The organism is Pantoea sp. CFSAN033090 (assembly GCF_001264395.1).
In the GTDB taxonomy this organism is placed as follows: Bacteria; Pseudomonadota; Gammaproteobacteria; order Enterobacterales; family Enterobacteriaceae; genus Pantoea; species Pantoea agglomerans.
This window is the reverse complement of sequence record NZ_LGYX01000014.1, coordinates 1-26,307: the sequence shown is the minus strand read 5'-3', so window position 1 is coordinate 26,307 and position 26,307 is coordinate 1. Positions and strand designations below refer to the sequence as shown.

General features: G+C 56.0%; 23 protein-coding genes, 1 rRNA gene and 1 pseudogene. 18 read left to right on the top strand and 7 right to left on the bottom strand.

The annotated features are described in order from the left end of the window. Positions 1 to 17 precede the first annotated feature (17 nt). On the top strand, positions 18 to 563 hold the full coding sequence (gene speG / locus AFL22_RS13950) for a spermidine N1-acetyltransferase (protein ID WP_003850356.1): 546 nt from the start codon (positions 18 to 20) through the stop codon (positions 561 to 563). Here the strand turns inward: speG and AFL22_RS13945 are convergent, their stop codons facing one another. The 4 genes from AFL22_RS13945 to AFL22_RS13930 all read right to left on the bottom strand — a co-directional run bounded on the left by AFL22_RS13945 (position 564) and on the right by AFL22_RS13930 (position 3,874). Continuing rightward, the gene (locus AFL22_RS13945; protein WP_010257757.1) at positions 564 to 983 is read right to left on the bottom strand and encodes a hypothetical protein; all 420 of its coding nucleotides are present in this window, start codon (positions 981 to 983) and stop codon (positions 564 to 566) included. An 85-nt stretch (positions 984 to 1,068) separates the two neighbouring features. Then, entirely contained in the window at positions 1,069 to 2,004 is a 936-nt protein-coding gene (mmuM, locus tag AFL22_RS13940; RefSeq protein ID WP_052271639.1) for a homocysteine S-methyltransferase, read from the bottom strand. Beyond that, complete coding sequence (gene mmuP / locus AFL22_RS13935) at positions 1,994 to 3,403, bottom strand: S-methylmethionine permease (protein WP_052271638.1); 1,410 nt, start codon at positions 3,401 to 3,403, stop codon at positions 1,994 to 1,996. The genes mmuM and mmuP overlap by 11 nt, the downstream gene beginning before the upstream one ends. A gap of 135 nt (positions 3,404 to 3,538) precedes the next feature. Then, on the bottom strand, positions 3,539 to 3,874 hold the full coding sequence (locus AFL22_RS13930; RefSeq protein WP_003850360.1) for a DUF2002 family protein: 336 nt from the start codon (positions 3,872 to 3,874) through the stop codon (positions 3,539 to 3,541). Between the two features lie 153 nt (positions 3,875 to 4,027). Between AFL22_RS13930 and AFL22_RS13925 the strand changes: the two genes are divergently transcribed. The 12 genes from AFL22_RS13925 to emrB all read left to right on the top strand — a co-directional run bounded on the left by AFL22_RS13925 (position 4,028) and on the right by emrB (position 17,338). Next, on the top strand, positions 4,028 to 4,345 hold the full coding sequence (locus AFL22_RS13925) for a DUF883 family protein (RefSeq protein ID WP_010257764.1): 318 nt from the start codon (positions 4,028 to 4,030) through the stop codon (positions 4,343 to 4,345). A gap of 303 nt (positions 4,346 to 4,648) precedes the next feature. Next, positions 4,649 to 4,891, top strand: a complete 243-nt coding sequence (gene nrdH, locus AFL22_RS13920) for a glutaredoxin-like protein NrdH (RefSeq protein ID WP_003850362.1) — start codon at positions 4,649 to 4,651, stop codon at positions 4,889 to 4,891. A gap of 4 nt (positions 4,892 to 4,895) precedes the next feature. Further along, on the top strand, positions 4,896 to 5,309 hold the full coding sequence (gene nrdI, locus AFL22_RS13915; RefSeq protein ID WP_010257771.1) for a class Ib ribonucleoside-diphosphate reductase assembly flavoprotein NrdI: 414 nt from the start codon (positions 4,896 to 4,898) through the stop codon (positions 5,307 to 5,309). Beyond that, entirely contained in the window at positions 5,279 to 7,417 is a 2,139-nt protein-coding gene (gene nrdE, locus AFL22_RS13910) for a class 1b ribonucleoside-diphosphate reductase subunit alpha (protein WP_022624070.1), read from the top strand. The genes nrdI and nrdE overlap by 31 nt, the downstream gene beginning before the upstream one ends. Before the next feature lie 8 nt (positions 7,418 to 7,425). Next, the gene (gene nrdF / locus AFL22_RS13905; RefSeq protein WP_010257777.1) at positions 7,426 to 8,385 is read left to right on the top strand and encodes a class 1b ribonucleoside-diphosphate reductase subunit beta; all 960 of its coding nucleotides are present in this window, start codon (positions 7,426 to 7,428) and stop codon (positions 8,383 to 8,385) included. Positions 8,386 to 8,886: 501 nt separating this feature from the next. Continuing rightward, positions 8,887 to 10,083: a glycine betaine/L-proline ABC transporter ATP-binding protein ProV gene (gene proV, locus AFL22_RS13900; protein WP_010672155.1), complete on the top strand. Its 1,197-nt coding sequence runs from the start codon at positions 8,887 to 8,889 to the stop codon at positions 10,081 to 10,083. Beyond that, positions 10,080 to 11,171: a glycine betaine/L-proline ABC transporter permease ProW gene (gene proW, locus AFL22_RS13895; protein WP_010257782.1), complete on the top strand. Its 1,092-nt coding sequence runs from the start codon at positions 10,080 to 10,082 to the stop codon at positions 11,169 to 11,171. Before proV ends, proW begins: the two co-directional genes overlap by 4 nt. A 61-nt stretch (positions 11,172 to 11,232) precedes the next feature. Beyond that, a complete protein-coding gene (gene proX, locus AFL22_RS13890) occupies positions 11,233 to 12,231 on the top strand; it encodes a glycine betaine/L-proline ABC transporter substrate-binding protein ProX (RefSeq protein WP_010257785.1) in 999 nt (332 codons plus the stop codon). A gap of 211 nt (positions 12,232 to 12,442) precedes the next feature. Next, positions 12,443 to 13,630 carry an MFS transporter gene (locus AFL22_RS13885; RefSeq protein WP_052271662.1) on the top strand — a complete coding sequence of 396 codons (1,188 nt, stop codon included), beginning with the start codon at positions 12,443 to 12,445 and terminating at the stop codon, positions 13,628 to 13,630. A gap of 302 nt (positions 13,631 to 13,932) precedes the next feature. Next, on the top strand, positions 13,933 to 14,463 hold the full coding sequence (gene mprA / locus AFL22_RS13880; protein ID WP_003850381.1) for a transcriptional repressor MprA: 531 nt from the start codon (positions 13,933 to 13,935) through the stop codon (positions 14,461 to 14,463). Between the two features lie 150 nt (positions 14,464 to 14,613). Continuing rightward, complete coding sequence (gene emrA / locus AFL22_RS13875) at positions 14,614 to 15,786, top strand: multidrug efflux MFS transporter periplasmic adaptor subunit EmrA (RefSeq protein WP_052271661.1); 1,173 nt, start codon at positions 14,614 to 14,616, stop codon at positions 15,784 to 15,786. 16 nt (positions 15,787 to 15,802) lie between these two features. Next, positions 15,803 to 17,338, top strand: coding sequence for a multidrug efflux MFS transporter permease subunit EmrB (emrB, locus tag AFL22_RS13870; RefSeq protein ID WP_010257793.1), 1,536 nt, complete (start codon positions 15,803 to 15,805; stop codon positions 17,336 to 17,338). Positions 17,339 to 17,374: 36 nt separating this feature from the next. On the opposite strand, the gene AFL22_RS13865 is transcribed toward emrB, so the two are convergent. Continuing rightward, positions 17,375 to 18,556: a tRNA/rRNA methyltransferase gene (locus AFL22_RS13865; protein ID WP_052271637.1), complete on the bottom strand. Its 1,182-nt coding sequence runs from the start codon at positions 18,554 to 18,556 to the stop codon at positions 17,375 to 17,377. Between the two features lie 159 nt (positions 18,557 to 18,715). Between AFL22_RS13865 and trxC the strand changes: the two genes are divergently transcribed. From trxC to AFL22_RS23470, 5 genes and pseudogenes are all read left to right on the top strand, one after another. After that, positions 18,716 to 19,135, top strand: a complete 420-nt coding sequence (gene trxC, locus AFL22_RS13860) for a thioredoxin TrxC (protein WP_010257800.1) — start codon at positions 18,716 to 18,718, stop codon at positions 19,133 to 19,135. A gap of 81 nt (positions 19,136 to 19,216) precedes the next feature. Continuing rightward, positions 19,217 to 19,894 (top strand): tRNA-uridine aminocarboxypropyltransferase, encoded by a 678-nt coding sequence (locus AFL22_RS13855; protein ID WP_052271636.1) that lies wholly within the window; start codon positions 19,217 to 19,219, stop codon positions 19,892 to 19,894. A gap of 138 nt (positions 19,895 to 20,032) precedes the next feature. Beyond that, a complete protein-coding gene (locus AFL22_RS13850; protein ID WP_052271635.1) occupies positions 20,033 to 22,690 on the top strand; it encodes a bifunctional acetate--CoA ligase family protein/GNAT family N-acetyltransferase in 2,658 nt (885 codons plus the stop codon). 117 nt (positions 22,691 to 22,807) lie between these two features. Continuing rightward, on the top strand, positions 22,808 to 24,163 hold the full coding sequence (pssA, locus tag AFL22_RS13845; RefSeq protein ID WP_029519515.1) for a CDP-diacylglycerol--serine O-phosphatidyltransferase: 1,356 nt from the start codon (positions 22,808 to 22,810) through the stop codon (positions 24,161 to 24,163). Between the two features lie 26 nt (positions 24,164 to 24,189). Next, a pseudogene (locus AFL22_RS23470) lies at positions 24,190 to 24,500 on the top strand (YfiM family lipoprotein). Positions 24,501 to 24,509: 9 nt separating this feature from the next. Here the strand turns inward: AFL22_RS23470 and AFL22_RS13840 are convergent. Together AFL22_RS13840 and rrf are read right to left on the bottom strand one after the other, a co-directional pair. Continuing rightward, on the bottom strand, positions 24,510 to 25,799 hold the full coding sequence (locus tag AFL22_RS13840) for an MFS family transporter (protein WP_052271634.1): 1,290 nt from the start codon (positions 25,797 to 25,799) through the stop codon (positions 24,510 to 24,512). A gap of 277 nt (positions 25,800 to 26,076) precedes the next feature. Then, positions 26,077 to 26,192: ribosomal RNA gene (gene rrf / locus AFL22_RS13835) — 5S ribosomal RNA — on the bottom strand. Positions 26,193 to 26,307: the final 115 nt, after the last annotated feature.

The window sequence follows — 26,307 nt, the reverse complement described above, 5'->3', positions numbered from 1 at the left end:
GATGAGAGGAAAAGGCAATGACGGTAAAATTGCGTCCGCTGGAGCGGGAAGATCTGCACTTTGTCCATCAGCTGGATAACAACGCCAGCGTGATGCGTTACTGGTTTGAGGAGCCGTATGAGGCGTTTGTGGAGCTGTCCGATCTCTACAACAAGCACATTCACGATCAGACCGAACGTCGCTTTGTGGTCGAGCACAGCGGGCAGAAAGCGGGATTAGTGGAACTGGTGGAAATCAACCATGTGCACCGCCGCGCCGAGTTTCAGATCATTATCGATCCGGCCCATCAGGGCAAAGGACTGGCAACCCAGGCGGCAAAACTGGCGATGGATTACGGCTTTTCGGTGCTGAATCTCTACAAGCTCTACCTGATTGTCGATCAGGAGAACGAAAAAGCGATCCACATCTACACCAAGCTCGGCTTCGAGATCGAAGGCGTGCTTAAACATGAGTTTTTCATCAACGGGGAGTACCGCAACACCATCCGCATGTGCATTTTCCAGCATCAGTATCTGGAACGCCATAAAACGCCAGGCGGAATGGTGAAGCCAACCGCGCAGTAATCAGCCGCGCGCGCCAACCGGGTTCATAAAGGGACGCGGGTGTTCAGGCTTGAGGTCGTACATGCCGCCATAGAAGGGATCGACCAGCAGCCAGCCGGGGAAGCCACCCAGCGGGATATTGCCCAGCAGATACCACAGGTTAGCGCGTGCCTCGATAGGCACCGTGACCGGCACGTAGCCAGGGCTTTCCAGCATCAGCAGATAGTGCTTTTTGCCGAAGTAGCGGCCGGTAGATTTTTCCAGTTCAACGGTCTGCGGCGTGAAACCCTGCGCAACCGCATAGCCACGCTCATCCTGCACGGTAAAGCGCGCGCCCTGCGGCAAGGAGTCGATGCGCACCAGTTGGGTTTCATTGCCGACAATGGTGGCACAGCCGCTAAGCAGCAGCGCGGCGGCCAGGGCCAGAATTCGCTGTTTCATGAAGGGGTCCACAGAGTGATCAGTGATCAGAGTGTAGACCGCCCTCTCCGCCTCAATCGGGCTATCATCGCCCGATTCAGCCAGCTTATTGCGGTTGACAAGCGCGGGCGATAGCCGCGATGTCGTTGGGTGAGGTGCGACAGCAGCCGCCAATCAGCTTCGCGCCCGCCTGCTGCCACTCTGCCAGTTTGTCATGCAACGTGCAGCCTGATGGCGCTGAGTGCCAGGTTTTGCTGCTGGCATCATACTGCTCGCCGGAGTTGGGATAGACCACCAGCGGCTTGTCGGTCAGCTTCTGCAACTGCTGCAGCGCAGGCGTCACGCTCTCAAGTGCCACACAGTTGATCCCCACCGCTACCACCTGCGGCTGCTGATTCAGCCAGCTCACGACGTCTGACAGCGGCGTGCCGTCGCTGATGTGTCCGGCGTCACGCAGGGTAAACGAGAACCAGGCGCGGCCTTCAGGAAATTCAGCCAGCAGCTTCACCAGCGCCTGCGCTTCGGCAAACGAAGGCAGGGTTTCGCAGGCCAGCAGATCGGCACCCGCCGCCAGCAGCGCCTGCACGCGTGGGCGATGAAACGCCATCATCTCCGCTTCCGGCAGCGCATAGTCGCCGCGATATTCCGAACCATCCGCCAGGAAGGCGCCATAGGGACCGACCGATCCCGCTACCAGCAGCGTTTTCGCGTCGGGCCGGACCGCCAGATAATCGTGACGGGCGCGCCGCGCCAGCTCGACGCTCTGCGCGATCAACGCCAGTGACTCCGCCTCATCAAGGCCACGTGTTGCAAAGCCCTGCGGCGTCGCCTGGTAGCTGGCGGTAATGGCACAGCGCGCGCCAGCGACAAAATAGTCGTAGTGCACCTGATAGATCAGCTCAGGATTTTCCATCAGCACCTTAGCTGACCATAACGCATCGGCCAGATGACAGCCGCGGGCTTCCAGCTCGGTGGCCAGGGCACCATCCAGAATCAGCAGCGGTGACTCCGTTAAAGCCTGCGCGACAGGGTTATGCGACATCATTGGCCTCCTCAGGCTTCGGGGATGATTTGTGGGTCAGATGGTAAGCGGCATAGCAGAACAGCACAAACGGGATGCCACACCACAGCGCGATACGCTGAGTCGGATCAAACGCCAGACCGACACAGGCCAGCAGGCAGAGCAGGAAACCCAGCACCGGCGTCAATGGATAGAGCGGCGCACGGTAGGCCAGATCGGCCAGCGATTTGCCCTGCTGAAGATGACGACGACGGAAAACAAAATGCGAAGCGCAGATGCTGAGCCAGACCGCTACCACCGCAAAGCCGGAGATGGCCGACAGCGCCACAAACACCGTGTCGGGCGCGACCACGCTGGAGACCAGCGCCAGCAAACCACCCACCATGCTGACGGTGATCGCCAGCATCGGCACGCCGCGCTTGTTCACCCGGGCAAAGGCGCGCGGCAGCGTATTTTCATTGGCCAGCGACCAGAGCATCCGCCCGGAGGCATAGAGTCCGGAGTTGGCCGCAGACAGGATAGCGGTCAGAATCACAAAGTTAATAATGTCAGCCGCCCACGGGATGCCGATCTTTTCGAAGACCAGCACGAACGGGCTTTTCACGATACCCGCCTGATCCATAGGAATCAGCGCCGCCAGCACAAATACCGTGCCGATGAAGAAGATAATCAGCCGGGCCACGGTAGTACGGATCGCCAGCGGCAGCACTTTCTCCGGCTGCTGGGTTTCACCGGCTGCAATACCGATCAGCTCAGTGCCGGAAAAAGCGAAGTTGACTGCCACCATGGTCATCAGAATCGGCAGTACGCCGTTGGGCAGCCAGCCGTGCGCCGTCAGATTGCTCAGGCCCGGTGCGGGCGTGCCATCCTTCATCGGGATAAACCCGAACATCGCCGCGCCACCGAGCACGATAAAGGCGACAATCGTCACCACCTTAATCAGCGAGAACCAGAACTCCCCTTCGGCGAAGAAGCGGGTTGAGATGACGTTCAGCAGATAGATGGCGCAGCAGAAGACCAGACACCAGATCCATACCGGGATCTGCGGGAACCAGTACTGCATACAGAAGCCCGCCGCCGTCAGGCTGGAGCCGAGGGCGACGGTCCAGGTGAGCCAGTAGAGCCAGGCCACGGTGTAGCCGGTTGCCGGGCTGAGATAGCGTGCGGCATAGACGTGGAACGCGCCGGTTTCCGGCATCGCCACCGAGAGTTCGCCCAGACAGACCATCACCAGCCAGACCACCAGCGCGCCAATCAGATAGGCGAGCAGCGTCCCCGCCGCCCCGGTGGTTGAAATGATGTAGCCGGTGTTAAAAAACAGGCCGGTGCCGATTACGCCGCCTAGCGATAACATCACCAGATGGCGCACTTTCATGGTGCGTTTAAATTGTTCCTGCGAGGGAGTTGGCTGTTCGCTCATCACTTTTATCCGTATGGACGTCTAAACATCTATAAGGAACAGTTTTATACGCGTCACAGCCGGTAATTGCAACGGCAGGGAAACAGGGAGGAGGTAAAGGCGGTTCAGTGCCCCGTCGCGGCGGGGCCTGATGCATTAGCCGAAAACGCTTTGAATATAACGTTCCAGCGCCATGCGGGAACTAAATCCGTGCGGGATGCCGTAGTGTTCCTGTGAATCACCCGCCAGGTAGAGAGGGAATTGGGTGTAGTGATCGCAGGTCTTCATTTCTGAAGCAGGTTCAGCGAACGGCTGGCTCTTCTCTTTCAGTGTCGGGTGAATGACGAGTGCCATGCGCCCCATGCGCGCTTCGCGATTCACATAAACATAGTTCTCTCCACGGCGATAACCATAGGCCCGTGGGGTAATTTCATCGACTTCGAAACCCGCTTTTTCCAGTACGCGCGCTACCTCATCTGGTCGTAAATACATGCTCGATCCTCTCCTCTTTCAAAAGCTTCGCAACCTTACAACAGCATGACAGAGTGGGCATTCGGAATTTTCCCTAAAGAACACTCCCGCGTCTCGTTTATCTCAAGGTCGTCTACACTAGTATTACGTTTTTAAATCAAAGGGAGCTAAAAAATGTTTAATCGCACTGTAAAAAACGATGACATTGATATTAATCAGGATGTTAACGAACTGGCCGATTCACTGGAAGCGCTGCTGAAATCTTACGGCAGTGACGCCAAAGACGAAGTGGATTCTGCACGCAGTCAGGCAGAAAAGCTGCTGAAACAGACCCGCTCCAGACTGAACGGCGGCAGCAACCGTGTCTCACAGGTTGCGCGTGATGCCAGTGCGCAGGTTGACACCTATGTCCATGACAAGCCATGGCACGGTGTTGGTATCGGTGCCGCTTTCGGTATCGTAGTGGGTGTGCTGCTGGCTTCACGCCGCTAAGCTCAACTCTAAAAAATCTCCTGAGCCCTGCCCTGTGCGGGGCTTTTTTATGCCCTTTTTCTGGCTGGTGACATTTACAAAAGATTTTTCCAGGCTGCAGGGCGCATCCCTGCTGGCTTTGCCGCTGTTGCGCAAATGCAAATCATAAAACCCTATATCTGGTGGGCTTGACCCACAAAACCACTACATCTAGTATTTATCTCATCAGCACGACACCAGATGTCCGGCAGAATGAGGCCCGCAACCTGCTCCTCCTGCTCTGTTTCCTGACATCAGAACCGCATATAGAGGGAAATACGAATCATGCGCATTATTATTTACACTAAAGATAACTGTGTCCAGTGCACGGCAACCAAAAATGCGATGGACCGTCAGGGTCTCGCCTATCAGCTTATCAATCTCGACAGCCAGCCCGAGGCGATCGACAACCTGAAATCACTGGGTTACCGCCAGGTACCCGTCGTGATGGCAGATAACGATCACTGGAGCGGTTTCCGCCCGGACAAAATCGCCACGCTGCGCTCGCTTTCTGCTGTCGGGGGATAAACACATGTTCCCGCTGGTCTATTTTTCCAGCCAGTCGGAAAACACTCACCGGTTTGTGACGCGCCTCGGCTTGCCCGCCCGGCGCATCCCGCTTGATGCCCGGCAACAACTGCATATCGACCAGCCCTATATTCTGGTGGTGCCCAGCTATGGCGGTGGCAGCAGTCGCGGTGCGGTGCCCGGTCAGGTGATTCAGTTTCTTAATGATGAGGCGAACCGACGCGGTATTCGTGGCGTAATCGCAGCGGGCAACCGTAACTTCGGTGCCGGTTACTGCCTGGCGGGCAGCATCATTGCAAATAAATGTCAGGTTCCCTGCCTCTACCGCTTCGAGCTGATGGGAACGCCTGACGATATCGCGAAAGTTAAAGCGGGAGTAACCCAATTTTGGCAACAACAGACACCCTCAACGGCGTGACGCTCGATTATCACGCCCTTAATGCCATGCTCAATCTCTACGACGCCGAGGGCCGCATCCAGTTCGACAAGGATCGCGAAGCGACACGTCAGTTTTATCTGCAGCATGTGCAACCCAATACCGTCCCCTTCAATAGCTGCGCTGAGCGTTTACGCTATCTGGTGGCAGAGAGCTATTACGAAGCGGAAGTGCTGAACCAGTACGATTTTTCGTTCCTGCTTGCGCTGCATGAGGTGGCGGAGAACTGGGGATTTGAGTTCAAAACCTTTCTCGGTGCCTGGAAATACTACACCAGCTACACCCTGAAGACCTTCGACGGCAAACGCTATCTGGAAACCTTCGAACAGCGCGCCTGCATGGTGGCGCTGACGCTGGCTCAGGGCGATGAAAAGCTTGCGCGGGCCCTGCTGGAGGAGATCCTCAGCGGCCGTTTCCAGCCCGCTACACCAACCTTCCTGAACTGCGGCAAACAGCAACGCGGTGAGCTGGTCTCCTGCTTCCTGCTGCGCATCGAAGACAATATGGAGTCGATTGGTCGCGCCGTGAATTCGGCACTACAGCTCTCAAAGCGCGGCGGCGGCGTCGCCTTTTTGCTGTCGAACCTGCGTGAGTCCGGTGCGCCAATCAAACGTATTGAAAATCAGTCGTCGGGCGTTATCCCGGTGATGAAAATGCTGGAGGATGCCTTCTCTTATGCGAATCAGCTCGGCGCGCGTCAGGGCGCTGGCGCGGTGTGGCTCAATGCGCACCATCCCGATATTTTCCGCTTCCTTGATACCAAGCGCGAAAACGCCGATGAGAAGATCCGCATCAAAACCCTGTCGCTGGGCGTGGTGATCCCCGATATCACCTTCCAGCTGGCAAAAGAGAACAAACCGATGGCGCTGTTCTCGCCTTACGACGTTGAACGGATCTACGGCCAGGCCTTTGGCGATATCAGCATCAGCGAGAAATATGACGAGATGCTGGCCGACGACCGCATCCGTAAAACCTATATTCAGCCACGCGACTTCTTCCAGACGCTGGCCGAGATTCAGTTTGAGTCGGGCTATCCCTACATCATGTATGAGGACAGCGTGAACCGCAGCAACCCGATTGCCGGTCGCATTAACATGAGCAACCTCTGCTCTGAGATCCTGCAGGTGAACAGCGCCAGCGAGTACAATGACGATCTCAGCTATCGCCGGATCGGCAAAGATATCTCCTGTAATCTCGGCTCACTGAACATTGCGCACGCCATGGATTCACGCGATCTGGCGCGTACCGTGGATGTGGCGATCCGCGCCCTGACCTCGGTGTCGATGATGAGCGAAATTGGCTCGGTGCCCTCGGTCGCCGAAGGCAATCGCCGTTCGCACGCCATTGGCCTGGGTCAGATGAACCTGCACGGCTATCTGGCGCGGGAAGGCATCGCCTATGGTTCACCGGAAGCGCTGGATTTCACCAATCTCTACTTCTACTGCATCACCTATTATGCGCTGCGCACCTCTAATCAGCTGGCACAGGAGCGTCAGCAGACCTTCGATGGCTTTGCGGAATCGCAGTACGCCAGCGGCGTCTACTTCGATAAGTATCTGCAGCGCGAATGGCTGCCGCGCACGGAACGGGTAGCGACGCTGTTTGCCGACGCCGGACTGACCCTGCCGACACAGGCGGACTGGCAGGCGCTGCGCGACGCGGTGATGCAGCACGGGCTGTTTAATCAGAACCTGCAGGCGATCCCGCCAACCGGTTCAATCTCCTACATCAACCATGCCACCTCCAGCATCCATCCGATTGTCTCCCCTATCGAGATCCGCAAAGAGGGCAAAACCGGCCGCGTCTACTATCCCGCGCCCTTTATGACCAATGAGAATCTCCATCTCTATCAGGATGCGTATCAGATTGGGCCGGAAGCGATTATTGATACCTACGCAGAAGCGACTCAGCATGTCGATCAGGGCCTGTCGCTGACGCTGTTCTTCCGCGATGACGTCTCAACCCGTGACATCAACAAAGCGCAGATTTACGCGTGGAAAAAAGGCATCAAAACGCTCTATTACATTCGACTGCGCCAGATGGCGCTTCAGGGCACGGAGGTTCAGGGTTGCGTCTCATGCTCCCTGTGATGAAAACGATGAAATTAAAACAGATTCAGGCAATTAACTGGAACCGCATTCAGGATGACAAAGATCTTGAAGTGTGGAATCGTCTCACCAGCAACTTCTGGCTGCCGGAGAAAGTGCCGCTCTCCAACGATCTGCCCGGCTGGCAGACGCTGGATAAACAGCAGCAGCAGCTGACCATCCGGGTGTTCACCGGCCTGACGCTGCTCGACACTATCCAGAACGTGATCGGCGCGCCGGGGCTGATGGAAGATGCCATTACCCCGCACGAAGAGGCGGTGCTGTCGAATATCAGCTTTATGGAAGCGGTGCATGCCCGCTCCTACAGTTCGATCTTCTCAACGCTGTGTAACACCCAGGATGTGGATGCCGCTTATCAGTGGAGTGAAGAGAATGCGCCGCTGCAGAACAAGGCGCGCATCATTCTGGAACACTACCAGGCCGATGATCCGCTGAAGAAGAAGATCGCCAGCGTCTTCCTGGAGTCGTTTTTGTTCTATTCCGGCTTCTGGCTGCCGATGTACTGGTCGAGCCGTGGCAAGCTGACCAACACCGCTGACCTGATTCGCCTGATTATTCGCGATGAGGCGGTGCACGGTTACTACATCGGTTACAAATATCAGCAGGCGCTGGCTGCCGCTGACGATCTGCGCCGCGAAGAGCTGCAGCAGTTCGCCTATGATCTGCTGCTGGCGCTGTATGAGAACGAAGTGGCTTATACCGAGGCGCTCTATGCCGATGTCGGCTGGGTAGAGGAGGTGAAAACCTTCCTGCACTACAACGCCAACAAAGCGTTGATGAACCTAGGCTACGAGGCGCTGTTCCCGGCGGAGCTGACAGCGGTGAATCCGGCTATTCTGTCGGCTCTGTCGCCCAACGCCGACGAAAACCACGACTTCTTCTCCGGTTCAGGCTCCTCCTATGTAATGGGAAAAGCGGTCGAAACCGAAGATGAGGACTGGAATTTCTGAGGGTTACCGGGTGCTGTTTTATCAGCATCCGGTTTTCTCTGGCAGTGCCGTGTCAGCCGCGCCATTCCGTCTAATCATAAGAAAAAAATATTACTGCAACACAGCCTGACTATTTCACCGTTTGTTGATTCTCACCCGCCCCGCATTTCCTTTTTTTTCGACCAATTATTCCACTGAACCCGATCGTTTCAGGCGTGATTATTTCCCTGCATCGGAATCCATTATTTCCGTAATATTTCACCCTGGTGACGCTTGTTTTTCTCCCTTTCACGCGGCAAATCGGCTGAAATGCCAAAAACCCGCCAATGATTTCACAAAAAATTAATCCACGTTTATCCCTTGTGAGCACTGAAGATAATCGGCATCTGAATGTCCCGCGGCCGGTCAATATTCCACTTCAGGGTTGTCAGATAACGTCAGTGTGCTACGGTATGGCCTGCTTAAATTTCAGCGGGAACGACAGGATAATATTAGATATTTCAACCAGGATTTAATGACTGCATGGCTATTAAGCTCGAAGTAAAAAATCTCTATAAAATATTTGGCGACAATCCGGATCGCGCGTTTAAATATATTGAAAAGGGTGCGACCAAAGATGTCATTCTTGAGAAGACCGGGCTCTCTCTTGGTGTAAAGAACGCCAGTCTGGCCATTGAAGAAGGCGAGATATTCGTCATCATGGGGTTATCCGGTTCAGGAAAATCGACCATGGTTCGCCTTCTCAATCGTCTGATAGAGCCGACGCGCGGCCAGGTGATTATTGACGGTGTCGATATTGCCAAAATATCAGCCAGCGAACTGCGTGACGTGCGCAGAAATAAAATCAGCATGGTATTCCAGTCATTTGCTTTGATGCCGCACATGAATGTATTAAATAATACGGCATTTGGTATGGAATTAGCGGGAGTCGCACTGGCTGAACGCCAGGAAAAAGCACTGGAAGCGTTACGTCAGGTCGGGCTGGAGAATTATGCGCACGCTTACCCGGATGAACTTTCCGGAGGGATGCGACAGCGCGTCGGATTAGCCCGTGCCCTGGCCATCAATCCCGACATCTTATTAATGGATGAGGCCTTCTCCGCACTGGATCCGTTGATTCGTACTGAAATGCAGGATGAGCTGGTTAATTTACAAGCCAGGCATCAGCGCACCATCGTCTTTATTTCCCACGATCTTGATGAAGCGATGCGTATTGGCGACCGAATTGCCATTATGCAGGGCGGCGAAGTGATACAGGTTGGTACGCCGGATGAGATCCTGAATAACCCGGCCAATGACTATGTCCGCACCTTTTTCCGTGGCGTCGATATCAGTCACGTATTCAGCGCCAAAGATATCGCCCGTCGTAGCGCGGGAGCGTTGATCCGCAAAGCGCCAGGTTTCGGCCCGCGCTCCGCCATTAAGCTGCTGCAGGATGAAGACCGCGACTACGGCTACGTGCTGGAAAAACAGAAGTTTCTTGGCGTGGTCTCCACCGACTCGCTGAAAGCCGCGCTGGCAGCAGGTCTGGGACTCGATAGTGCCCTTCTCGACTCGCCAGCCGCGGTGCCCGCCGATACCTCACTGAGCGATCTGCTCTCGCACGTTGCTCAGGCACCCTGTGCGGTGCCAGTGGTCGGCGAGGAGAATCAGTATGTCGGTATCATTTCCAAAAGCACGCTATTGCGCGCGTTAGATCGTGAAGGAGCCCAGCCATGAGTCAGGAAACCACCAATCCGTGGGATAGCGGCACCGCCGCCAGCAGTCAGGCTGCGCCCACCAGCAGCGGCGGTGCCGATGCCTGGGGCACGCCCGATGGCAGCGCGACACCCGATGCAGCCAGCAGCAGTGACTGGCTCAACAGCGCCCCCGCGCCCGCGCCGGAACATTTCAATATCATGGATCCGTTCCACAAAACATGGATCCCGCTTGATCACTGGGTGACCACCGGTATCGACTGGGTGGTCAACCATTTCCGCCCGCTGTTTCAGGGTATCCGGGTACCGGTTGACTATATTCTCAGCGCCTTTCAGCAGCTGTTGCTGGGGATGCCCGCGCCGGTAGCGATTCTGGTGTTTGCGCTGATCGCCTGGCAGATCGCGACACCCGCCATGGGCATCGCCACGCTGGTATCGCTGATCTTGATTGGCGCAATTGGCGCCTGGTCGCAGGCGATGGTCACGCTGGCGCTGGTGCTTACCGCGCTGATGTTCTGCATTCTCATCGGCCTGCCGCTGGGGATCTGGCTGGCCCGCAGTGAACGGGCAGCGCGTATCGTACGCCCCTTGCTGGATGCGATGCAGACAACACCCGCCTTTGTCTATCTGGTGCCGATTGTGATGCTGTTTGGTATCGGCAACGTGCCAGGCGTGGTGGTCACGATTATCTTCGCCCTGCCACCGATTGTGCGTCTGACTATTCTCGGCATTAAGCAGGTGCCCGCCGATCTGATCGAAGCGAGCGAATCCTTTGGTGCCAGTCCGCGTCAGCTGCTATTCAAAGTGCAGTTGCCGCTGGCGATGCCCACCATTATGGCGGGCGTTAATCAGACCCTGATGCTGGCGCTGTCGATGGTGGTGATCGCCTCGATGATCGCCGTGGGCGGACTCGGTCAGATGGTGCTGCGCGGTATTGGCCGTCTCGACATGGGGCTGGCTACGGTGGGTGGTGTGGGGATTGTGATCCTTGCCATTATCCTTGACCGTCTGACCCAATCGTTTGGTCGCGATAGCCGCAGCCGCGGTAATCGTCACTGGTATCACACCGGCCCGCTGGGCCTGATCTTCTCTCCTTCGCGTAAAAAATAATCTGTCGGGCGGTGCCTGCGCGCCGCCCATCCTGACGCGACATCTGAAATAAGGAATGACTATGCGCAACAGAGCCTCTCTGCTCGCCGCCGTGGTAACCACGCTGGCCGTTTCACACGTCTCCGCTGCCGATCTGCCGGGCAAAGGTATTACGGTACAACCCATACAGAGCACTATCGCTGAAGAGACTTTTCAGACCCTGATTGTCAGCCGCGCGCTGGAAAAACTCGGCTATCAGGTCAGCAAGCCGAGTGAAGTGGATTACAACGTTGGCTACACCTCTATCGCCGCTGGCGACGCCACCTTTACCGCGGTGAACTGGCAGCCGCTGCATGACGACATGTACAAAGCCGCCGGTGGCGATCAGAAGCTCTATCGTCAGGGAACCTACGTTACCGGTGCCGCCCAGGGTTATCTGATTGATAAGAAGACCGCCGAGAAATATCACATCACCAATATCGAACAGCTGAAAGATCCTAAGATCGCCAGCCTGTTTGACGCCAACGGCGATGGCAAAGCGGATATGACCGGCTGTACGCCAGGCTGGGGCTGTGAAGCGGTGATTAATCATCAGAACAGCGCCTTCGGTCTCAGTGATACCGTGACCGCCAATATGGGTAACTATTCGGCGATGGTGGCGGATACGCTGGCGCGCTACAAACAGGGTAAACCGATCCTTTATTACACCTGGACGCCCTACTGGCTGAGCGATGTGCTGAAGCCGGGCCGCGATGTGGTCTGGCTGCAGGTGCCGTTCTCTTCGCTGCCTGGCGAACAGAAGGATGTGGATACTAAGCTGCCAAACGGCGCGAACTACGGTTTCCCGGTTAACACCATGCACATCGTCGCCAACAAAGCCTGGGCGGCGAAAAACCCGGCGGCTGCCCGTCTGTTTGCGGTCATGAAGCTGCCCATTACCGATATCAATGCTGAAAACTCAGCAATGCATGCCGGACAAAACTCAGAAGAGGCGATTAACCGTCATGTGGATGGCTGGATTAAGGCGCATCAGGCTGAGTTCGATAAATGGATCAGCGAGGCGCAGGCCGCCGCGCAATAACCTGAAAACATTTCCGCCCCAGGGCGGTTGATAAAAGTGCTGGCTCAGTGAGCATACGCTTTTAGTCGGGCAGTTATCTGAGGGCAGAAATTTTTCTGCCCTTTTTTATGGCTGATATCCCGACTGGTATGGCCTGTTAATAAACATGCGTGTGAAATAGTTTTTTGAGTTACTATTAACCTCAAATGATTATTAGCGACCGATGCTGTTTATGAATGCGACTCGCCAGGGTCTGACGCCTGCTTTAGTAATGCTGATGTCAGTAGCAACTGGCCTCTGCGTAGCCAGTAATTACTACGTTCAGCCACTACTGAATACCATCGCCCAACAGTTTGATCTCTCTGTCAGCCTCGCCGGATTTATTGTCACCACGGCGCAGCTGGGCTACGCCTGCGGTCTGCTGCTGCTGGTGCCGCTTGGCGATCGGTTTGAACGACGCAGCCTGATTGTTACGATGATCCTGCTGGCTGCTGCCGGCATGGTGATTATCGCCCTTTCGCACTCCTTTCTCTTTTTACTGCTGGGCACGGTGATGACCGGCCTGTTCTCGGTCGCCGCACAAATCCTGGTGCCGCTGGCCGCCACGCTGGCAGAGCCGGAGCGGCGCGGCAAAATCGTGGGAACGGTAATGAGCGGTTTGCTGCTGGGGATTCTGCTGGCGCGAACCGTGGCAGGCGGCCTGGCGCAGCTTGGCGGCTGGCGTACCGTTTACTGGACTGCCAGCCTGCTGATGGTGGTGATGGCCCTGGCGCTGTGGCGATCGCTGCCGCGCGTGAAACAGTCCGTGCCCATGAGCTATCCGCAACTGCTGGCCTCCATCTTTCGCCTGTATGCGGGTAATCGGGTGCTCCGCACCCGCGCCTGGACCGGCTGCCTCTCCTTTGCCAATTTCAGCCTGCTGTGGACCTCAATGGCCTTTCTGCTCGCCGGGGAGCCCTATCACTTCTCAGAGGGCGAGATTGGCTTGCTGGGGCTGGTCGGTGCCGCGGGTGCGCTGGCCGCACGTCAGGCGGGCGCGCTGGCTGACAAGGGTAAAGCGAAGCTGACCACCCGACTGGGCCTGCTGCTTATGCTGCTGTCGTGGGCCGCCATTGCGTGGGGCGCGGAGCAGCTTGCGCCGCTGATCGTCGGCATCCTGCTGCTGGATCTGGCGGTACAGGCCGTCCATATCACCAATCAAAGCGTGATCTACGCGCAGATGCCGGAGGCGCGGAACCGTCTTAATGCCGGTTACATGACCAGCTACTTTATGGGTGGCGCGGCCGGCTCACTGCTCTCCGCGACCGCTTACCATCTTTGGGGCTGGTATGGCGTCTGTGGCGCTGGCGCGCTGCTGACTGTGGTTAATCTGCTGATTTGGGCAGCCGGATCGCGCTTTGAGCCGGAAAAAATCAACTGAAGCCTGGCCGGACAGCGCATTGCGTCTGGTCACAAATGGTTAGGTTTGTTATGGTTAGTAGCAAACCTATTCACTTCAGTTATTTTTCCCCGCGATATTATTAAATTTGCCCCCTTTTTGATCACGTTCCGGCACAGCGGCTGCCGCCGGACGTACGGGTTTTTGACCCAGGGCCAGGGAATGGCCTGGAATACCTTTGATGGTGAATAGTGATTCTGTCAGCGATCACCTGCCAAAAAGTGACTACGCTTATCCTGTCACCATAGTTATTATACAAGTTGCAATTAGTGAGGTTTTTTTTAATGGAAAGTTCGTTTACTCCCATTGAGCAGATGCTAAACATCCGTGCCAATCGCCATAAGGATTTTCCGTTGCAGGAAATTATTCTGACGCGTCTCTGTATGCATATGCAGGGTAAACTGCTGGACAACCGCAATAAAATGCTGAAAGCACAGGGTATTAATGAAACCCTGTTCATGGCGTTGATTACGCTGGATGCACAGGAAAACCATAGTATTCAGCCCTCTGAGCTCAGCTCTGCCCTTGGCTCTTCACGCACCAATGCCACGCGCATTGCTGATGAGCTGGAAAAGCGCGGCTGGATTGAGCGTCGCGAAAGCGATCACGACCGTCGCTGCCTGCACCTGCATCTGACCGATAAAGGGATGGAGTTCCTGCGTCAGTTGCTGCCACCTCAGCATCAGAGCCTGCAGTACCTCTGGTCGTCGCTCTCCGTCGATGAGAAGTCGCAGCTGGAAGGCATTACCCGTAAGCTACTTAATCGTCTTGATAAAATGGATGAAGATCAGCTGATCGCCTCGCTTTCCCGCTAATAGCAATAAGTGCGACACAATCACCTGTCGGAATCGTTATTTTAATTTCCTTTTTTATCTGGCCAGCGCTCAGTCGCTGGCTTTTTCGACTCGGGCGCTGGCGAAAAGGGATTTCTGCCGCCCGACTAAATGGAAAACGTGGAGAAAGACATGAGTGCAACGGCAGAAGCACAAAGCCCGCAACCGTCAGCCAACAAAAAGAAGAAGCGCAAAAGTGTGCTCATCGTGCTGGCGCTGATCTTTGTGCTGATTGGTATTGCCTGGGGAGTTTACTGGTTCCTGGTCCTGCGCCATTTTCAGGAAACGGATGACGCCTACGTTGCGGGTAACCAGGTGCAGGTGATGGCACAGGTCTCCGGTAGCGTGAATAAAGTCTGGTTTGAAGATACCGATTTCGTCAAAAAAGGCGATGTGCTGGTTTCACTGGATAAGACGGATGCGGAGCAGGCGTTTGAAAAAGCGCAGACGGCACTCGCCACCAGCGTGCGTCAGACGCATCAGCTGATGATTAATGGCAAACAGTATCAGGCCAGCATTACCTTGCAACAGACCGCTCTGGCGCAGGCACAGGCCGACCTGAAACGCCGTGAGCCGTTAGGCGCGGCTAATCTGATTGGCCGTGAAGAGTTGCAGCACGCCCGCGATGCCGTCGCGACGGCCAAAGCACAACTGGACGTGGCGATTCAGCAATACAATGCGAATCAGGCGATGATCCTCAACACCTCACTGGAAAATCAGCCTGCCGTGCAACAGAGCGCGGCTGAGCTGCGTGACGCCTGGCTGGCGCTGCAGCGCACCGAAATCCGTAGTCCGATGGATGGTTTTGTCTCCCGTCGCAGCGTGCAGGTCGGTTCGCAAATCTCCACCAGCACCCCGCTGCTCGCCGTCGTGCCTGCAACGAATCTGTGGGTCGATGCCAACTTTAAAGAGACCCAGCTGGCTGGCGTTCGTATTGGTCAGCCTGTCACCGTGGTTGCCGACATCTACGGTGACGAAGTGGTTTATCAGGGCAAAGTTGCAGGACTGGATATGGGCACCGGCAGCGCCTTCTCACTGTTGCCGGCACAGAATGCCACCGGTAACTGGATCAAAGTGGTTCAGCGCCTGCCGGTTCGTATCGAACTGAATCAGGAAGATATCGCCAGACATCCGCTGCGTATTGGTCTCTCAACGCTGGTTAAAATAGATACCACCAGCAAAGAGGGCAGCGCGCTGGCCACCAGCGCCCGTCAGCAAGCCGCTTACAGCAGCAACGCACTAGCGATTGACCTTGCGCCGGTCAATCAGCTGATCACCTATATCGTCCGCGCCAACGCCGGATGATGACGCGGAGGCTGTAATGGCACAAAAACCGCTTGAAGGAATGCCGCTGGTCCTGATGACCATTGCGCTGTCGCTGGCGACGTTCATGCAGGTTCTGGACTCGACCATCGCCAACGTGGCTATCCCTACGATTGCCGGTAATCTGGGGGCGTCGAACTCCCAGGGAACCTGGGTGATCACCTCGTTTGGTGTGGCCAATGCGATCTCGATCCCGCTGACCGGCTGGCTGGCAAAACGCATCGGTGAAGTGAAGCTCTTTACCTGGTCGACCATTCTTTTTGCTATCGCCTCCTGGGCGTGCGGCATGTCAGACAGCCTGGAGATGCTGATATTCTTCCGCGTCATTCAGGGGATCGTCGCGGGTCCATTGATCCCGCTGTCGCAAAGTCTGCTGCTCAACAACTATCCGCCCGCCAAGCGCAGTGTTGCGCTGTCGCTGTGGGCGATGACGGTGATCGTCGCCCCGATCTGTGGCCCGATACTGGGCGGCTGGATCAGCGATAACTATCACTGGGGCTGGATCTTCTTTATCAACGTGCCCATTGGTGTGGCGGTGGTAATACTGACGCTGCAAACCCTGCGCGGCCGGGAAACCAAAACCGAAATCCGGCGGATCGATATGGTCGGGCTGGTGCTGCTGGTGGTGGGGATCGGCTGTTTGCAGGTGATGCTGGATCGCGGAAAGGAGCTCGACTGGTTTAACTCGTCCGAGATCATCGTGCTCGGGGTAGTGGCCGTGATTGCGCTGTCAGTCCTGCTGGTGTGGGAGCTGACTGACGATCACCCGATCATAGATCTGTCGCTGTTTAAGTCGCGCAACTTCACCATTGGCTGCCTGTCGATCAGTCTGGCTTATATGCTCTACTTCGGCTCGATTGTTCTGTTGCCGCAGCTGCTGCAGGAGGTCTACGGCTACACCGCAACCTGGGCCGGTCTGGCGTCTGCGCCGGTGGGCATTTTGCCGGTGATCCTGTCGCCGATCATCGGACGCTTTGCCCATAAGCTCGACATGCGACGGCTGGTCACGTTCAGCTTCATTATGTATGCCGTCTGCTTCTACTGGCGCGCGTATACGTTTGAACCGGGAATGGACTTTGGTGCCTCAGCCTGGCCGCAGTTTATTCAGGGCTTTGCCGTGGCCTGCTTCTTTATGCCGCTGACCACCATTACGCTGTCGGGACTGCCGCCGGAGCGCATGGCCGCTGCCTCCAGCCTGTCGAACTTTATGCGTACCTTTGCAGGCTCGGTGGGAACGTCGATTACCACCACTATGTGGAGTAACCGCGAGTCGATGCATCATAGCTACCTGACGGAGTCGATTACCCCTTACAACGTCAATTCGCAGCAGATGTATAGCCAGCTGGAGAGCATGGGGATGACGCAGCAGCAGGCGTCGGCCTGGATCGCGCAGCAGATTACCAATCAGGGACTGATTATTTCAGCGAATGAAATTTTCTGGGCGTCGGCGGGGGTCTTTTTGATTCTGCTGGTGCTGATCTGGTTTGCCCGCCCGCCGTTTAGCGCAGGCGGCGGTGGCGGTGGCGCGCACTAACGTTACACAGCAAAACGGGCCTTTCGGCCCGTTTTTTTATGCGTTCTGACGCCACCATTCGGCGAGCAGTACGCCGGTTGCGACCGAGACGTTAAGGCTTTCTACGTTGCCGGTGCCGCCAATCGACAGGCTCATGTCACCCTGTTTGAACGCGGTGTCAGAGAGACCTTCACGCTCCTGCCCTAACACCAGCACCATTTTCTCGGGCAGCTGAGCCTGCGCCAGCGGCGTGCCCTGATGGCTGGAGGTGGTGACGATGGTGTAACCCGCTTTACGGAACGCTTCCAGACCTTCACTGAAAGTTGCGCCGCTGATAGCCTGCACATGCTCAGCACCGCCTTCTGCGGTACGTACCGCTGCGCCTGACTCCAGCAATGAGGCGTCGTTCACCAGCAAACCTTTTACGCCAAAGTGCGCGCAGCTGCGCATAATCGCGCCGAGGTTATGCGGGTTGCTGACATCTTCCAGTGCCAGCACGCAATCTTTGGTATTCGCCTGGCTCAGCCATTCAGAAACCGCCATACCCATGCGCTTTTTGATCAGGAAGCAGACGCCACCGTGATGCTCAGTGCCTGACGCTTTGGTAATCTCTGCATCTTCCACGACGTGATAGGCTTTGCGGTTAGCCGCCAGCCAGCGCAGCGCTTCGCGGAAACGCGGTGTCACTTCCTGCACGAACCAGGCGCGAACAATCGCTTCAGGACGGCTCTGGAACAGCGCCTGACAGGCGTTCTCACCATAGACGCGCGTCTCTTCGTTACGCTGACGACGGATCTGCTCGGGATCGACGAAGCTTTTGCCGCTGATGCCGCCGTGATCCGGCTTATCGCTTTCGGTTGCCGGACGATCTGCTGATGGCGCGCGTGACACGGTGCGCCATGGGGAATCGCTGCTGCCATAGGCGCCGCGATTATCATCGCCACGATCGTTGCGGCGGCCTGCGCCATCGTCTGAACGGCGTGGAGCGCTACGTCCGCCTTCATCACGACGCGGTGAACTGCTGCGACCGGTGTCGTCGCTGCGACGGCCAGCGGAGCGACCACCTTCCTGACTGCGTTCAGTACGGGGGCCAGACGAACGACGATTATCATCCGAACGGGCAGCAGCGTGACCACCTTTGCCTGTACGAGGATTAGGCGCGCGCGCGCTTTTATCGTCCTCGCCACGCACGTACATCACCTTAACCTTACCGCTCTTGCCTTTAAATTCGTCGTTCATGTCTTCCTCCTGCATTGAGAGCGCGCAGATTACCTGATGTGCTGGCGCTTAGCTATCAACTATTGAACCTATAGAGCAATCCAGATTGAGAGGGAATCCGTCTCCTTTCATAATGAACAATATTTATCAGACTGACACTTTTCAACATCAGAGGTTCCTATGAATACGGTATGCGCTTCCTGTCAGGCAACCAATCGCGTTCCTGAAGAACGCCTTGCCGACGTGGCGAAATGTGGTCGCTGTGGAAATGCGTTATTTGATGGCGAAGTGGTGAATGCCACCAGCGCTAACTTTGACAAATATCTGCAGGATGATCTGCCGGTGGTGATCGATTTCTGGGCGCCCTGGTGTGGTCCCTGTGTCAATTTTGCGCCGGTGTTTAAAGATGTCGCCAGTGAACGCAGCGGTAAAGTCCGCTTTATTAAAGTGAACACCGAAGCGGAACCGGCCCTGAGCGCCCGTTTCAACATTCGCAGTATCCCGACCATCATGCTGTTTAAGAACGGCGAACGGGTCGACATGCTGAATGGCGCGATGCCCAAAGCGCCTTTCAATGAATGGCTGGATGAGTCACTTTAATCTTCAGAGGCCAGCCTGGCTGGCCTTTTCCTTTTCGCCTGCGCTTCGATTACACTGACGTTTTTCCTGCCCTGAATACTCATGTCTGATAATGCTGTTTTGCGCTTGCGCACCCAACGCCTGGCCCGATCCACCCGTCCTTTCCTCGCGCGCGGGAATCGGGTCATCCGCTGTCAGGGCTGCCTGCTGCCAGAGATCAACTGTCTCTGCAGTCAGATTGTGCCGCAGTCCGCCCGTAGCCGCTTCTGCCTGGTGATGTTCGATACCGAGCCGATGAAGCCGAGCAACACCGGTCGGCTGATTGCCGATATTCTGCCGGATACCCAGGCTTTTGGCTGGTCACGCACCGAGCCGGATCCGCTGCTGCTGGCGGCGGTGCGCAATCCCGATTATCAGCCGCTGGTGGTTTTCCCGGCATCCTATGCCGACCCCGGTCGCGAAGTGCTGACAACGCCGCCCGCCAGTGGCAAGCCGCCGCTGTTTATTATGCTGGATGGCACCTGGACCGAAGCCCGCAAAATGTTCCGTAAAAGCCCCTGGCTCGACGCCCTGCCGGTGATGTCGCTGGAGGTCAGCACCCCGTCGCGCTATACGCTGCGTGAAGCCCACGGCGCAGGTCAGCACTGCACTGCTGAAGTGGCCGCGGCGCTGCTGGCGCAGGCGGGCGATCGGCTGGCGGCTGAGGCGTTATCTCACCATTTTGATCAGTTCCGCGCGGCCTACCTGGCAGGGAAACCGCACCACGCCGGACAGGATTAATCGCCCTGTCACCTCCTGGTGGGAGCGTCCCTGCGGGGACAGAGATTAAAATCGGGATGCGCAGCCTGCGATCTGCCCGAAAGCACTGCCAGCAAAAAGCGTTTACAATCACGCAAATCCCGAACTCTGGAGAGCGAGATGAGCCAACGCGGACTGGAAGCGCTGTTACGACCTAAATCAATTGCGGTGATTGGTGCCTCGGTCACGCCAGGGCGCGCCGGATACTTTATGATGCGTAACCTGCTGGCGGGCGGTTTTAGCGGCCCGGTGTTGCCGGTGACGCCGAAATATAAAGCGGTCAGCGGCGTACTGGCCTGGCCCACCATCGACAGCTTACCTTTCGCGCCAGACCTGGCAGTGATCTGCACCCACTCAAAACGTAACCTCGAACTGCTACAACAGCTCGGGGAGAAAGGCTGCAAAGCCTGCATTATCCTCTCTGCGCCCGCCAGCCAGTCGGCCGAACTCAAAGCCTGCGCCAGCCAGTGGCAGATACGTCTGCTGGGCCCGAACAGTCTTGGACTGCTGGCCCCCTGGCAGGGATTGAATGCCAGCTTCTCGCCAGTGCCGATAGAGAAAGGCCGTATCGCATTTATCTCCCAGTCCGCCGCCGTATCCAACACCATTCTCGATTGGGCGCAGCAGCGTAATCTCGGATTCTCCTGGTTTATCGCGCTGGGTGACAGTCTGGATACCGATGTCGATGATCTGCTCGACTTCCTGGCTCGCGACGGTAAAACCAGCGCTATCCTGCTCTATCTTGAGCACCTCAGCGATGCGCGTCGTTTTGTTTCTGCCTCACGCAGCGCCTCCCGTAATAAACCGATTCTGGTGATCAAGAGTGGCCGCAGCCGTGAAGCACAGGCGCTGCTGGGCACCCACAGCGGTCTGGACGCCGCCTGGGATGCAGCCATTCAGCGTGCCGGGTTACTGCGGGTGCAGGATACCCATGAGCTCTTCTCCGCCGTTGAGTCGCTGAGTCATATGCGGCCGCTGCGTGGCGACAGGCTGATGATCATCAGTAATGGTGCCGCCCCCGCCGCGCTGGCGCTGGATGAGCTCTATGCCCGCAACGGGAAACTGGCGCAGCTCAGCGAGCAGACGATTCAGCAGCTCGAGGCGCTGTTGCCCGCTGGCGCAGGCCGCGGCAACCCGCTGGATTTAAAAGATGACGCCACAGCAGAACGTTATGCCGCCTGCACAGAGATCCTGCTCGACAGCCATGAACTTGATGCATTGATGATTATTCATGCGCCAAGCGCGGTCGCGCCCGCGACTGAAACGGCCGGACATCTGATCGACACCATCGCTCGTCACCCGCGCGGTAAGCTGGTGACGCTGCTGACCAACTGGAGCGGCGAGTTCTCTTCACAAGCCGCGCGCCGAGCCTTTACGCAGGCGGGCATACCGACCTGGCGCACGCCAGAGGGAACAGTGACCGCCTTTATGCATCAGGTTGAGTACCGCCGTAACCAGAAGCAGCTGCGCGAAACCCCTGCCCTGCCCGCCACCCTGAACCTGGACAGTGCCCATGCACACCAGCTGCTGTCACAGGCGCTGGAGCGTGGTGTTACTGCGCTGGATACCCACGAAGTGCAGCCGGTGTTGCAGGCTTACGGGATGGCCACGCTGCCGACCTGGATCGCCAGCGACAGTAAGGCGGCAGTGGCCATTGCCGATCAGATTGGCTATCCGGTGGCGCTAAAACTGCGTTCACCCGATATCGCGCATAAATCGGAGGTGCAGGGCGTGATGCTCTACCTGCGTAATGCCAGCGAAGTGGAGCATGCCGCTGAGGCCATTTTTGATCGGGTAAAACAGACGCTGCCGCAGGCACGTATCGAAGGGCTGCTGGTTCAGAGCATGGCGAGTCGTGCAGGCGCACAGGAGCTGCGGGTCGTGGTCGAACAGGATGCCCTGTTTGGCCCGATCATTATGCTGGGGGAAGGCGGCGTTGAATGGCAGGCCGATAAACAGGCTGCCGTTGCCCTTCCCCCGCTGAATATGACGCTGGCACGCTATCTGGTGATTCAGGCGATCAAGAGCGGAAAAATCCGCAGCCGCAGCGCGCTGAATCCGCTGGATATCCCCGGTTTAAGCCAGCTGCTGGTGCAGGTCTCTAACCTGGTGGTGGATTGCCCGGAGATACAGCGACTGGATATTCATCCGCTGCTGGCGGCGGGCAATGATTTTACCCTGCTGGATGTCACCCTGACGCTGGCTCCGTTCCACGGCGATAACGAAGCACGGCTGGCAATACGTCCTTATCCTCAGCATCTGGAAGAGCAGGTAGAGTTAAAGGATGGGCAATTCTGCCTGTTCCGGCCCATTCTGCCAGAGGATGAGCCCCTGCTGCGCGATTTCATCAGTCAGGTCACCAAAGAAGATCTCTACTACCGCTACTTCAGTGAAATCAGTGAGTTTACTCATGATGATCTCGCCAACATGACCCAGATCGATTATGACCGCGAGATGGCGATTGTGGCGGTACGTCAGCATCATGGGCGCCCCGAGATCATCGGCGTCACCCGCGCTATCTCTGATGCAGATAACATTGATGCGGAGTTTTCGGTGCTGGTCCGTTCCGACCTGAAAGGCTTAGGCATGGGCCGTCGTCTGCTGGAAAAGATGATCCGCTATACCCGGCATCACGGCTTGCAACAATTGAACGGTATCACCATGCCCCATAACCGCGGCATGATTACGCTGGCACGAAAGCTCAACTTTCATGTTGATATTCAACTGGATGACGGTATTGTCAGCCTGAAATTGTCTTTACAGAATGAGATCAACTAACCTTGTAGAGAAAGGTAAAAAACGTTCGAATCGGCGAAGTTGATGTTATTATTTGTGGTTATAACCCTGATTTGATGGCAAAAGGCCATGCAATGAACAGAGAAGAAGTGCACTGTGATGTTGTCTAAATTTAAACGTAACAAACACCAACAACACCTCGCACAGCTGCCGAAACTGTCACAATCCGTTGCGGATGTGTCGACACTTTACTCGCCTGCCGAATTTCGCCAGACGTTGCTGGAGAAAATTGCGGCAGCGCAGACTCGCATCTGTATTGTTGCGCTCTATCTGGAAAATGATGACGCCGGACGTGCCGTCATGGATGCGCTTTATAGTGCGAAGCAGGCGCGGCCGGAGCTGGATATTTCGATTCTGGTTGACTGGCACCGTGCGCAGCGTGGGCGAATTGGCGCAGCGCGAGGCGTAACCAATGCCGACTGGTATTGCGAAATGGCGACACGTTATCCGGATATCGCCATCCCGGTTTATGGTATCCCGGTCAATACCCGTGAAGCGCTGGGCGTGCTCCACCTTAAAGGGTTCATTATTGATGACATGCTGCTCTACAGCGGCGCCAGCATCAATGATGTCTACCTGCATCAGCATGATAAGTATCGCTATGACCGTTATCAGGTTATCCGTAATTCCCAGCTGACAGATACGATGTATGACTGGATCACGCTCAATCTGAAGTCAGCGGAAGCGGTAAACCGACTCGATTTTGCTGAGCGCCCCTCAAGTCCTGAAATTAAAAATGAGACACGCCAGTTCCGTCAGGACCTGCGCGGTTTCAATTATCAGTTTGAAGGGAATGCCGGCAACGATGAACTGACGGTCACGCCGCTGGTCGGTCTGGGTAAGCATAGCCTGCTCAATAAAACCATTTTCCACCTGATGCCCTGTGCGGAACAGAAGCTGATCATCTGTACCCCCTACTTCAACATGCCCGCCTTGCTGGTACGTAATATCATTCATCTTCTGCGTCAGGGAAAACAGGTTGAGATCATCGTCGGCGATAAAACAGCCAATGACTTCTATATTGCGCCCGATCAGCCGTTCAAAATCATAGGCGCGCTGCCTTACCTGTATGAAATCAATCTGCGTCGCTTTATGAGCCGTTTGCACTACTACGTTACGACCGATCAGCTGGTCGTGAGACTGTGGAAGGATGGCGAGAATAGTTATCACCTTAAAGGAATGTGGGTTGATGACGAATGGCAGCTGATTACCGGTAATAACCTCAATCCACGTGCCTGGCGGCTCGATCTGGAAAATGCGGTGCTGATCCACGATCCTCATCAGGAGTTAGCGGCTCAGCGTGAGAAGGAACTGACGTTAATCCGGCAGAACACGACGGTAGTAACGCATTTCCGTGAGCTTGAAAGTATTGCTGATTACCCGGCCAAGGTGCGCAAGCTGATTCGCCGTCTGCGCCGGATACGTATCGATCGCCTGATCAGCCGGATTCTTTAATCACTACGGTTAATAAGGCATCTGCTATGCGAAGTGTGCTGCTTGCTGTGTTGTTGTGTAGCGGATGCGCCCATATGGCGGAAGATCAGTGGAGCGGACGGGATAAAGCGGAGCATTTTGTCGCCTCTGCAGTCCTGGCCGCTGCCGGTAGTGAATATGGGCAGGCAGCGTCAGCACCATTCTGACCGGCAAAGCCAGACTGTTTTCATTAACGCCTGGGGCGGGAAAAGAGTGGTATGACAGCCGCCCGAATGGCAGCGGCTGGAGCTGGAAAGATTTCGCCTGGGATGCCGCCGGTGCTGCCAGCGGCATTGCCCTGTGGAATCTGAGTCAGTAGCTTTCTCTGTTAAAGCTTAATCCCCTTACCGCGCTTGTGCAGCAACAGCGACACCAGAAATGCCACCGCGCCCATCGCTGAAACATACCAGAAGAAAGTCGTCTCAATCCCCTGCTGCTTCATCAGCAACGCAACATACTCTGCCGACCCACCAAAGATCGCATTCGCTACTGCGTAAGATAGTCCTACACCCAGTGCGCGCACCTGTGGCGGAAACATTTCTGCTTTAAGAATGCCACTGATGGCGGTGTAGAAGCTGGTAATCAGCAGCGCCAGCATGATTAACAGGAAAGCCACACCAGGGCTCTGCACGTTTTGCAACAGTGTCAGAATGGGGACCGTACAGATGGCTGCGCCCGCGCCAAAAATCATCATCGAGGTACGACGACCAATTTTATCTGACAGGGCACCGATAATCGGCTGAATCAGCATAAAGACCAGCAGCGCACCGGTCATCAGGCCGCTGGCGGTTTTAGGATCCATACCTGACGTATTAACCAGATACTTCTGCATGTAGGTGGTGAAGGTGTAAAAACTCAGGGAGCCGCCTGCGGTGAAACCCAGCACCATCAGGAAGGGACGAGTATGATTGCGCAGTAACCCGATTACGCTACCCGCATCGCGATGATCGCGGCTCGTCTTATCTGAGGTCTCTTCCAGTGAGCGTCTTAACCATAATGCGACAACGGCGAGGAGTGCGCCGAGGAAGAACGGAATACGCCAGCCCCAGCTTCGCAGTTCTGCATCCGTCAGCAGAAATTGCAGGACCACGACGGTGAGTACCGCCGCTAACTGGCCACCAATCAGCGTGACATACTGGAATGAGGCGTAGAATCCTTTGCGTCCTTCCAGAGCCACTTCGCTCATGTAGGTTGCACTGGTCCCATATTCTCCGCCCACCGATAATCCCTGAAACATACGCGCCAGCAGCAGAATGACGGGCGCAGCCACGCCGATCGTTGCGTAACCGGGTAAGCAGGCGATCACCAGCGAACCAAAACACATCATGCAGACTGAAACCAGCATCGAATTTTTTCGGCCATGTTTGTCGCCGATATAGCCAAACAGCCAGCCGCCAATCGGACGCATTAAAAATCCTGCCGCAAAAACGCCCGCCGTCTGTAACAACTGAGTGGTGGTATCGCCCTGCGGAAAGAAAATGTGGGCAAAATAGAGTGAGAAGAAGGAGTAAACGTAGAAGTCGAACCACTCAACCAGGTTACCTGATGACGCGCCGACGATAGCCCAGATACGTTTCTTTGTATCATCCGTCTGAGTTTTATTATTTGTGGGTGCCATGCCTTACCTCTGTTCCTTGCTGATCAACAGCGTTTAAAGGAGTGAGTAAAGCATTTAAGTCTACTGAAGGTAAAGGCGGCGTAATCCGAGATTATTATTGTGAGCCATGTCGCTAATTATCGAAAAATCAGCGGGTTGCTGGTCATTCAGAAGTGAAAAATGGGTAGTTAAGGGTGACATACCGCATGCCTGCAGGTCACGTTTTCAGCTTAACGTGGCAAAGTGCAGACGTAAAAAAGCCCCGCACTACTGTGCGGGGCTTCTTCACTTGTTTGATGCCTGGCAGTTCCCTACTCTCGCATGGGGAGACCCCACACTACCATCGGCGCTACGGCGTTTCACTTCTGAGTTCGGCATGGGGTCAGGTGGGACCACCGCGCTAAAGCCGCCAGGCAAATCTTGGTGCACGAAACGAATCTTTTACGCCATGACCGCGTTGCCATCGCTCAGCCACACCGGTCACATACTTCAGTATGCTCCCGCTGATGTCCTCGCTCTGCGCCTTGTC

Bases quoted from the DNA above. Each gene is read 5' to 3' on its own strand.
- speG (WP_003850356.1), top strand. From the start codon at position 18: ATGACGGTAAAATTGCGTCCGCTGGAGCGGGAAGATCTGCACTTTGTC.
- AFL22_RS13930 (WP_003850360.1), bottom strand. From the start codon at position 3,874: ATGTATTTACGACCAGATGAGGTAGCGCGCGTACTGGAAAAAGCGGGT.
- mmuM (WP_052271639.1), bottom strand. From the start codon at position 2,004: ATGTCGCATAACCCTGTCGCGCAGGCTTTAACGGAGTCACCGCTGCTG.
- AFL22_RS13850 (WP_052271635.1), top strand. From the start codon at position 20,033: ATGAGCCAACGCGGACTGGAAGCGCTGTTACGACCTAAATCAATTGCG.
- AFL22_RS13945 (WP_010257757.1), bottom strand. From the start codon at position 983: ATGAAACAGCGAATTCTGGCCCTGGCCGCCGCGCTGCTGCTTAGCGGC.
- AFL22_RS13885 (WP_052271662.1), top strand. From the start codon at position 12,443: ATGAATGCGACTCGCCAGGGTCTGACGCCTGCTTTAGTAATGCTGATG.
- proW (WP_010257782.1), top strand. From the start codon at position 10,080: ATGAGTCAGGAAACCACCAATCCGTGGGATAGCGGCACCGCCGCCAGC.
- AFL22_RS13855 (WP_052271636.1), top strand. From the start codon at position 19,217: ATGTCTGATAATGCTGTTTTGCGCTTGCGCACCCAACGCCTGGCCCGA.
- nrdI (WP_010257771.1), top strand. From the start codon at position 4,896: ATGTTCCCGCTGGTCTATTTTTCCAGCCAGTCGGAAAACACTCACCGG.
- pssA (WP_029519515.1), top strand. From the start codon at position 22,808: ATGTTGTCTAAATTTAAACGTAACAAACACCAACAACACCTCGCACAG.
- AFL22_RS13865 (WP_052271637.1), bottom strand. From the start codon at position 18,556: ATGAACGACGAATTTAAAGGCAAGAGCGGTAAGGTTAAGGTGATGTAC.
- trxC (WP_010257800.1), top strand. From the start codon at position 18,716: ATGAATACGGTATGCGCTTCCTGTCAGGCAACCAATCGCGTTCCTGAA.
- emrA (WP_052271661.1), top strand. From the start codon at position 14,614: ATGAGTGCAACGGCAGAAGCACAAAGCCCGCAACCGTCAGCCAACAAA.
- emrB (WP_010257793.1), top strand. From the start codon at position 15,803: ATGGCACAAAAACCGCTTGAAGGAATGCCGCTGGTCCTGATGACCATT.
- AFL22_RS13840 (WP_052271634.1), bottom strand. From the start codon at position 25,799: ATGGCACCCACAAATAATAAAACTCAGACGGATGATACAAAGAAACGT.
- proX (WP_010257785.1), top strand. From the start codon at position 11,233: ATGCGCAACAGAGCCTCTCTGCTCGCCGCCGTGGTAACCACGCTGGCC.
- nrdF (WP_010257777.1), top strand. From the start codon at position 7,426: ATGAAATTAAAACAGATTCAGGCAATTAACTGGAACCGCATTCAGGAT.
- mmuP (WP_052271638.1), bottom strand. From the start codon at position 3,403: ATGAGCGAACAGCCAACTCCCTCGCAGGAACAATTTAAACGCACCATG.
- mprA (WP_003850381.1), top strand. From the start codon at position 13,933: ATGGAAAGTTCGTTTACTCCCATTGAGCAGATGCTAAACATCCGTGCC.
- AFL22_RS13925 (WP_010257764.1), top strand. From the start codon at position 4,028: ATGTTTAATCGCACTGTAAAAAACGATGACATTGATATTAATCAGGAT.
- nrdH (WP_003850362.1), top strand. From the start codon at position 4,649: ATGCGCATTATTATTTACACTAAAGATAACTGTGTCCAGTGCACGGCA.
- proV (WP_010672155.1), top strand. From the start codon at position 8,887: ATGGCTATTAAGCTCGAAGTAAAAAATCTCTATAAAATATTTGGCGAC.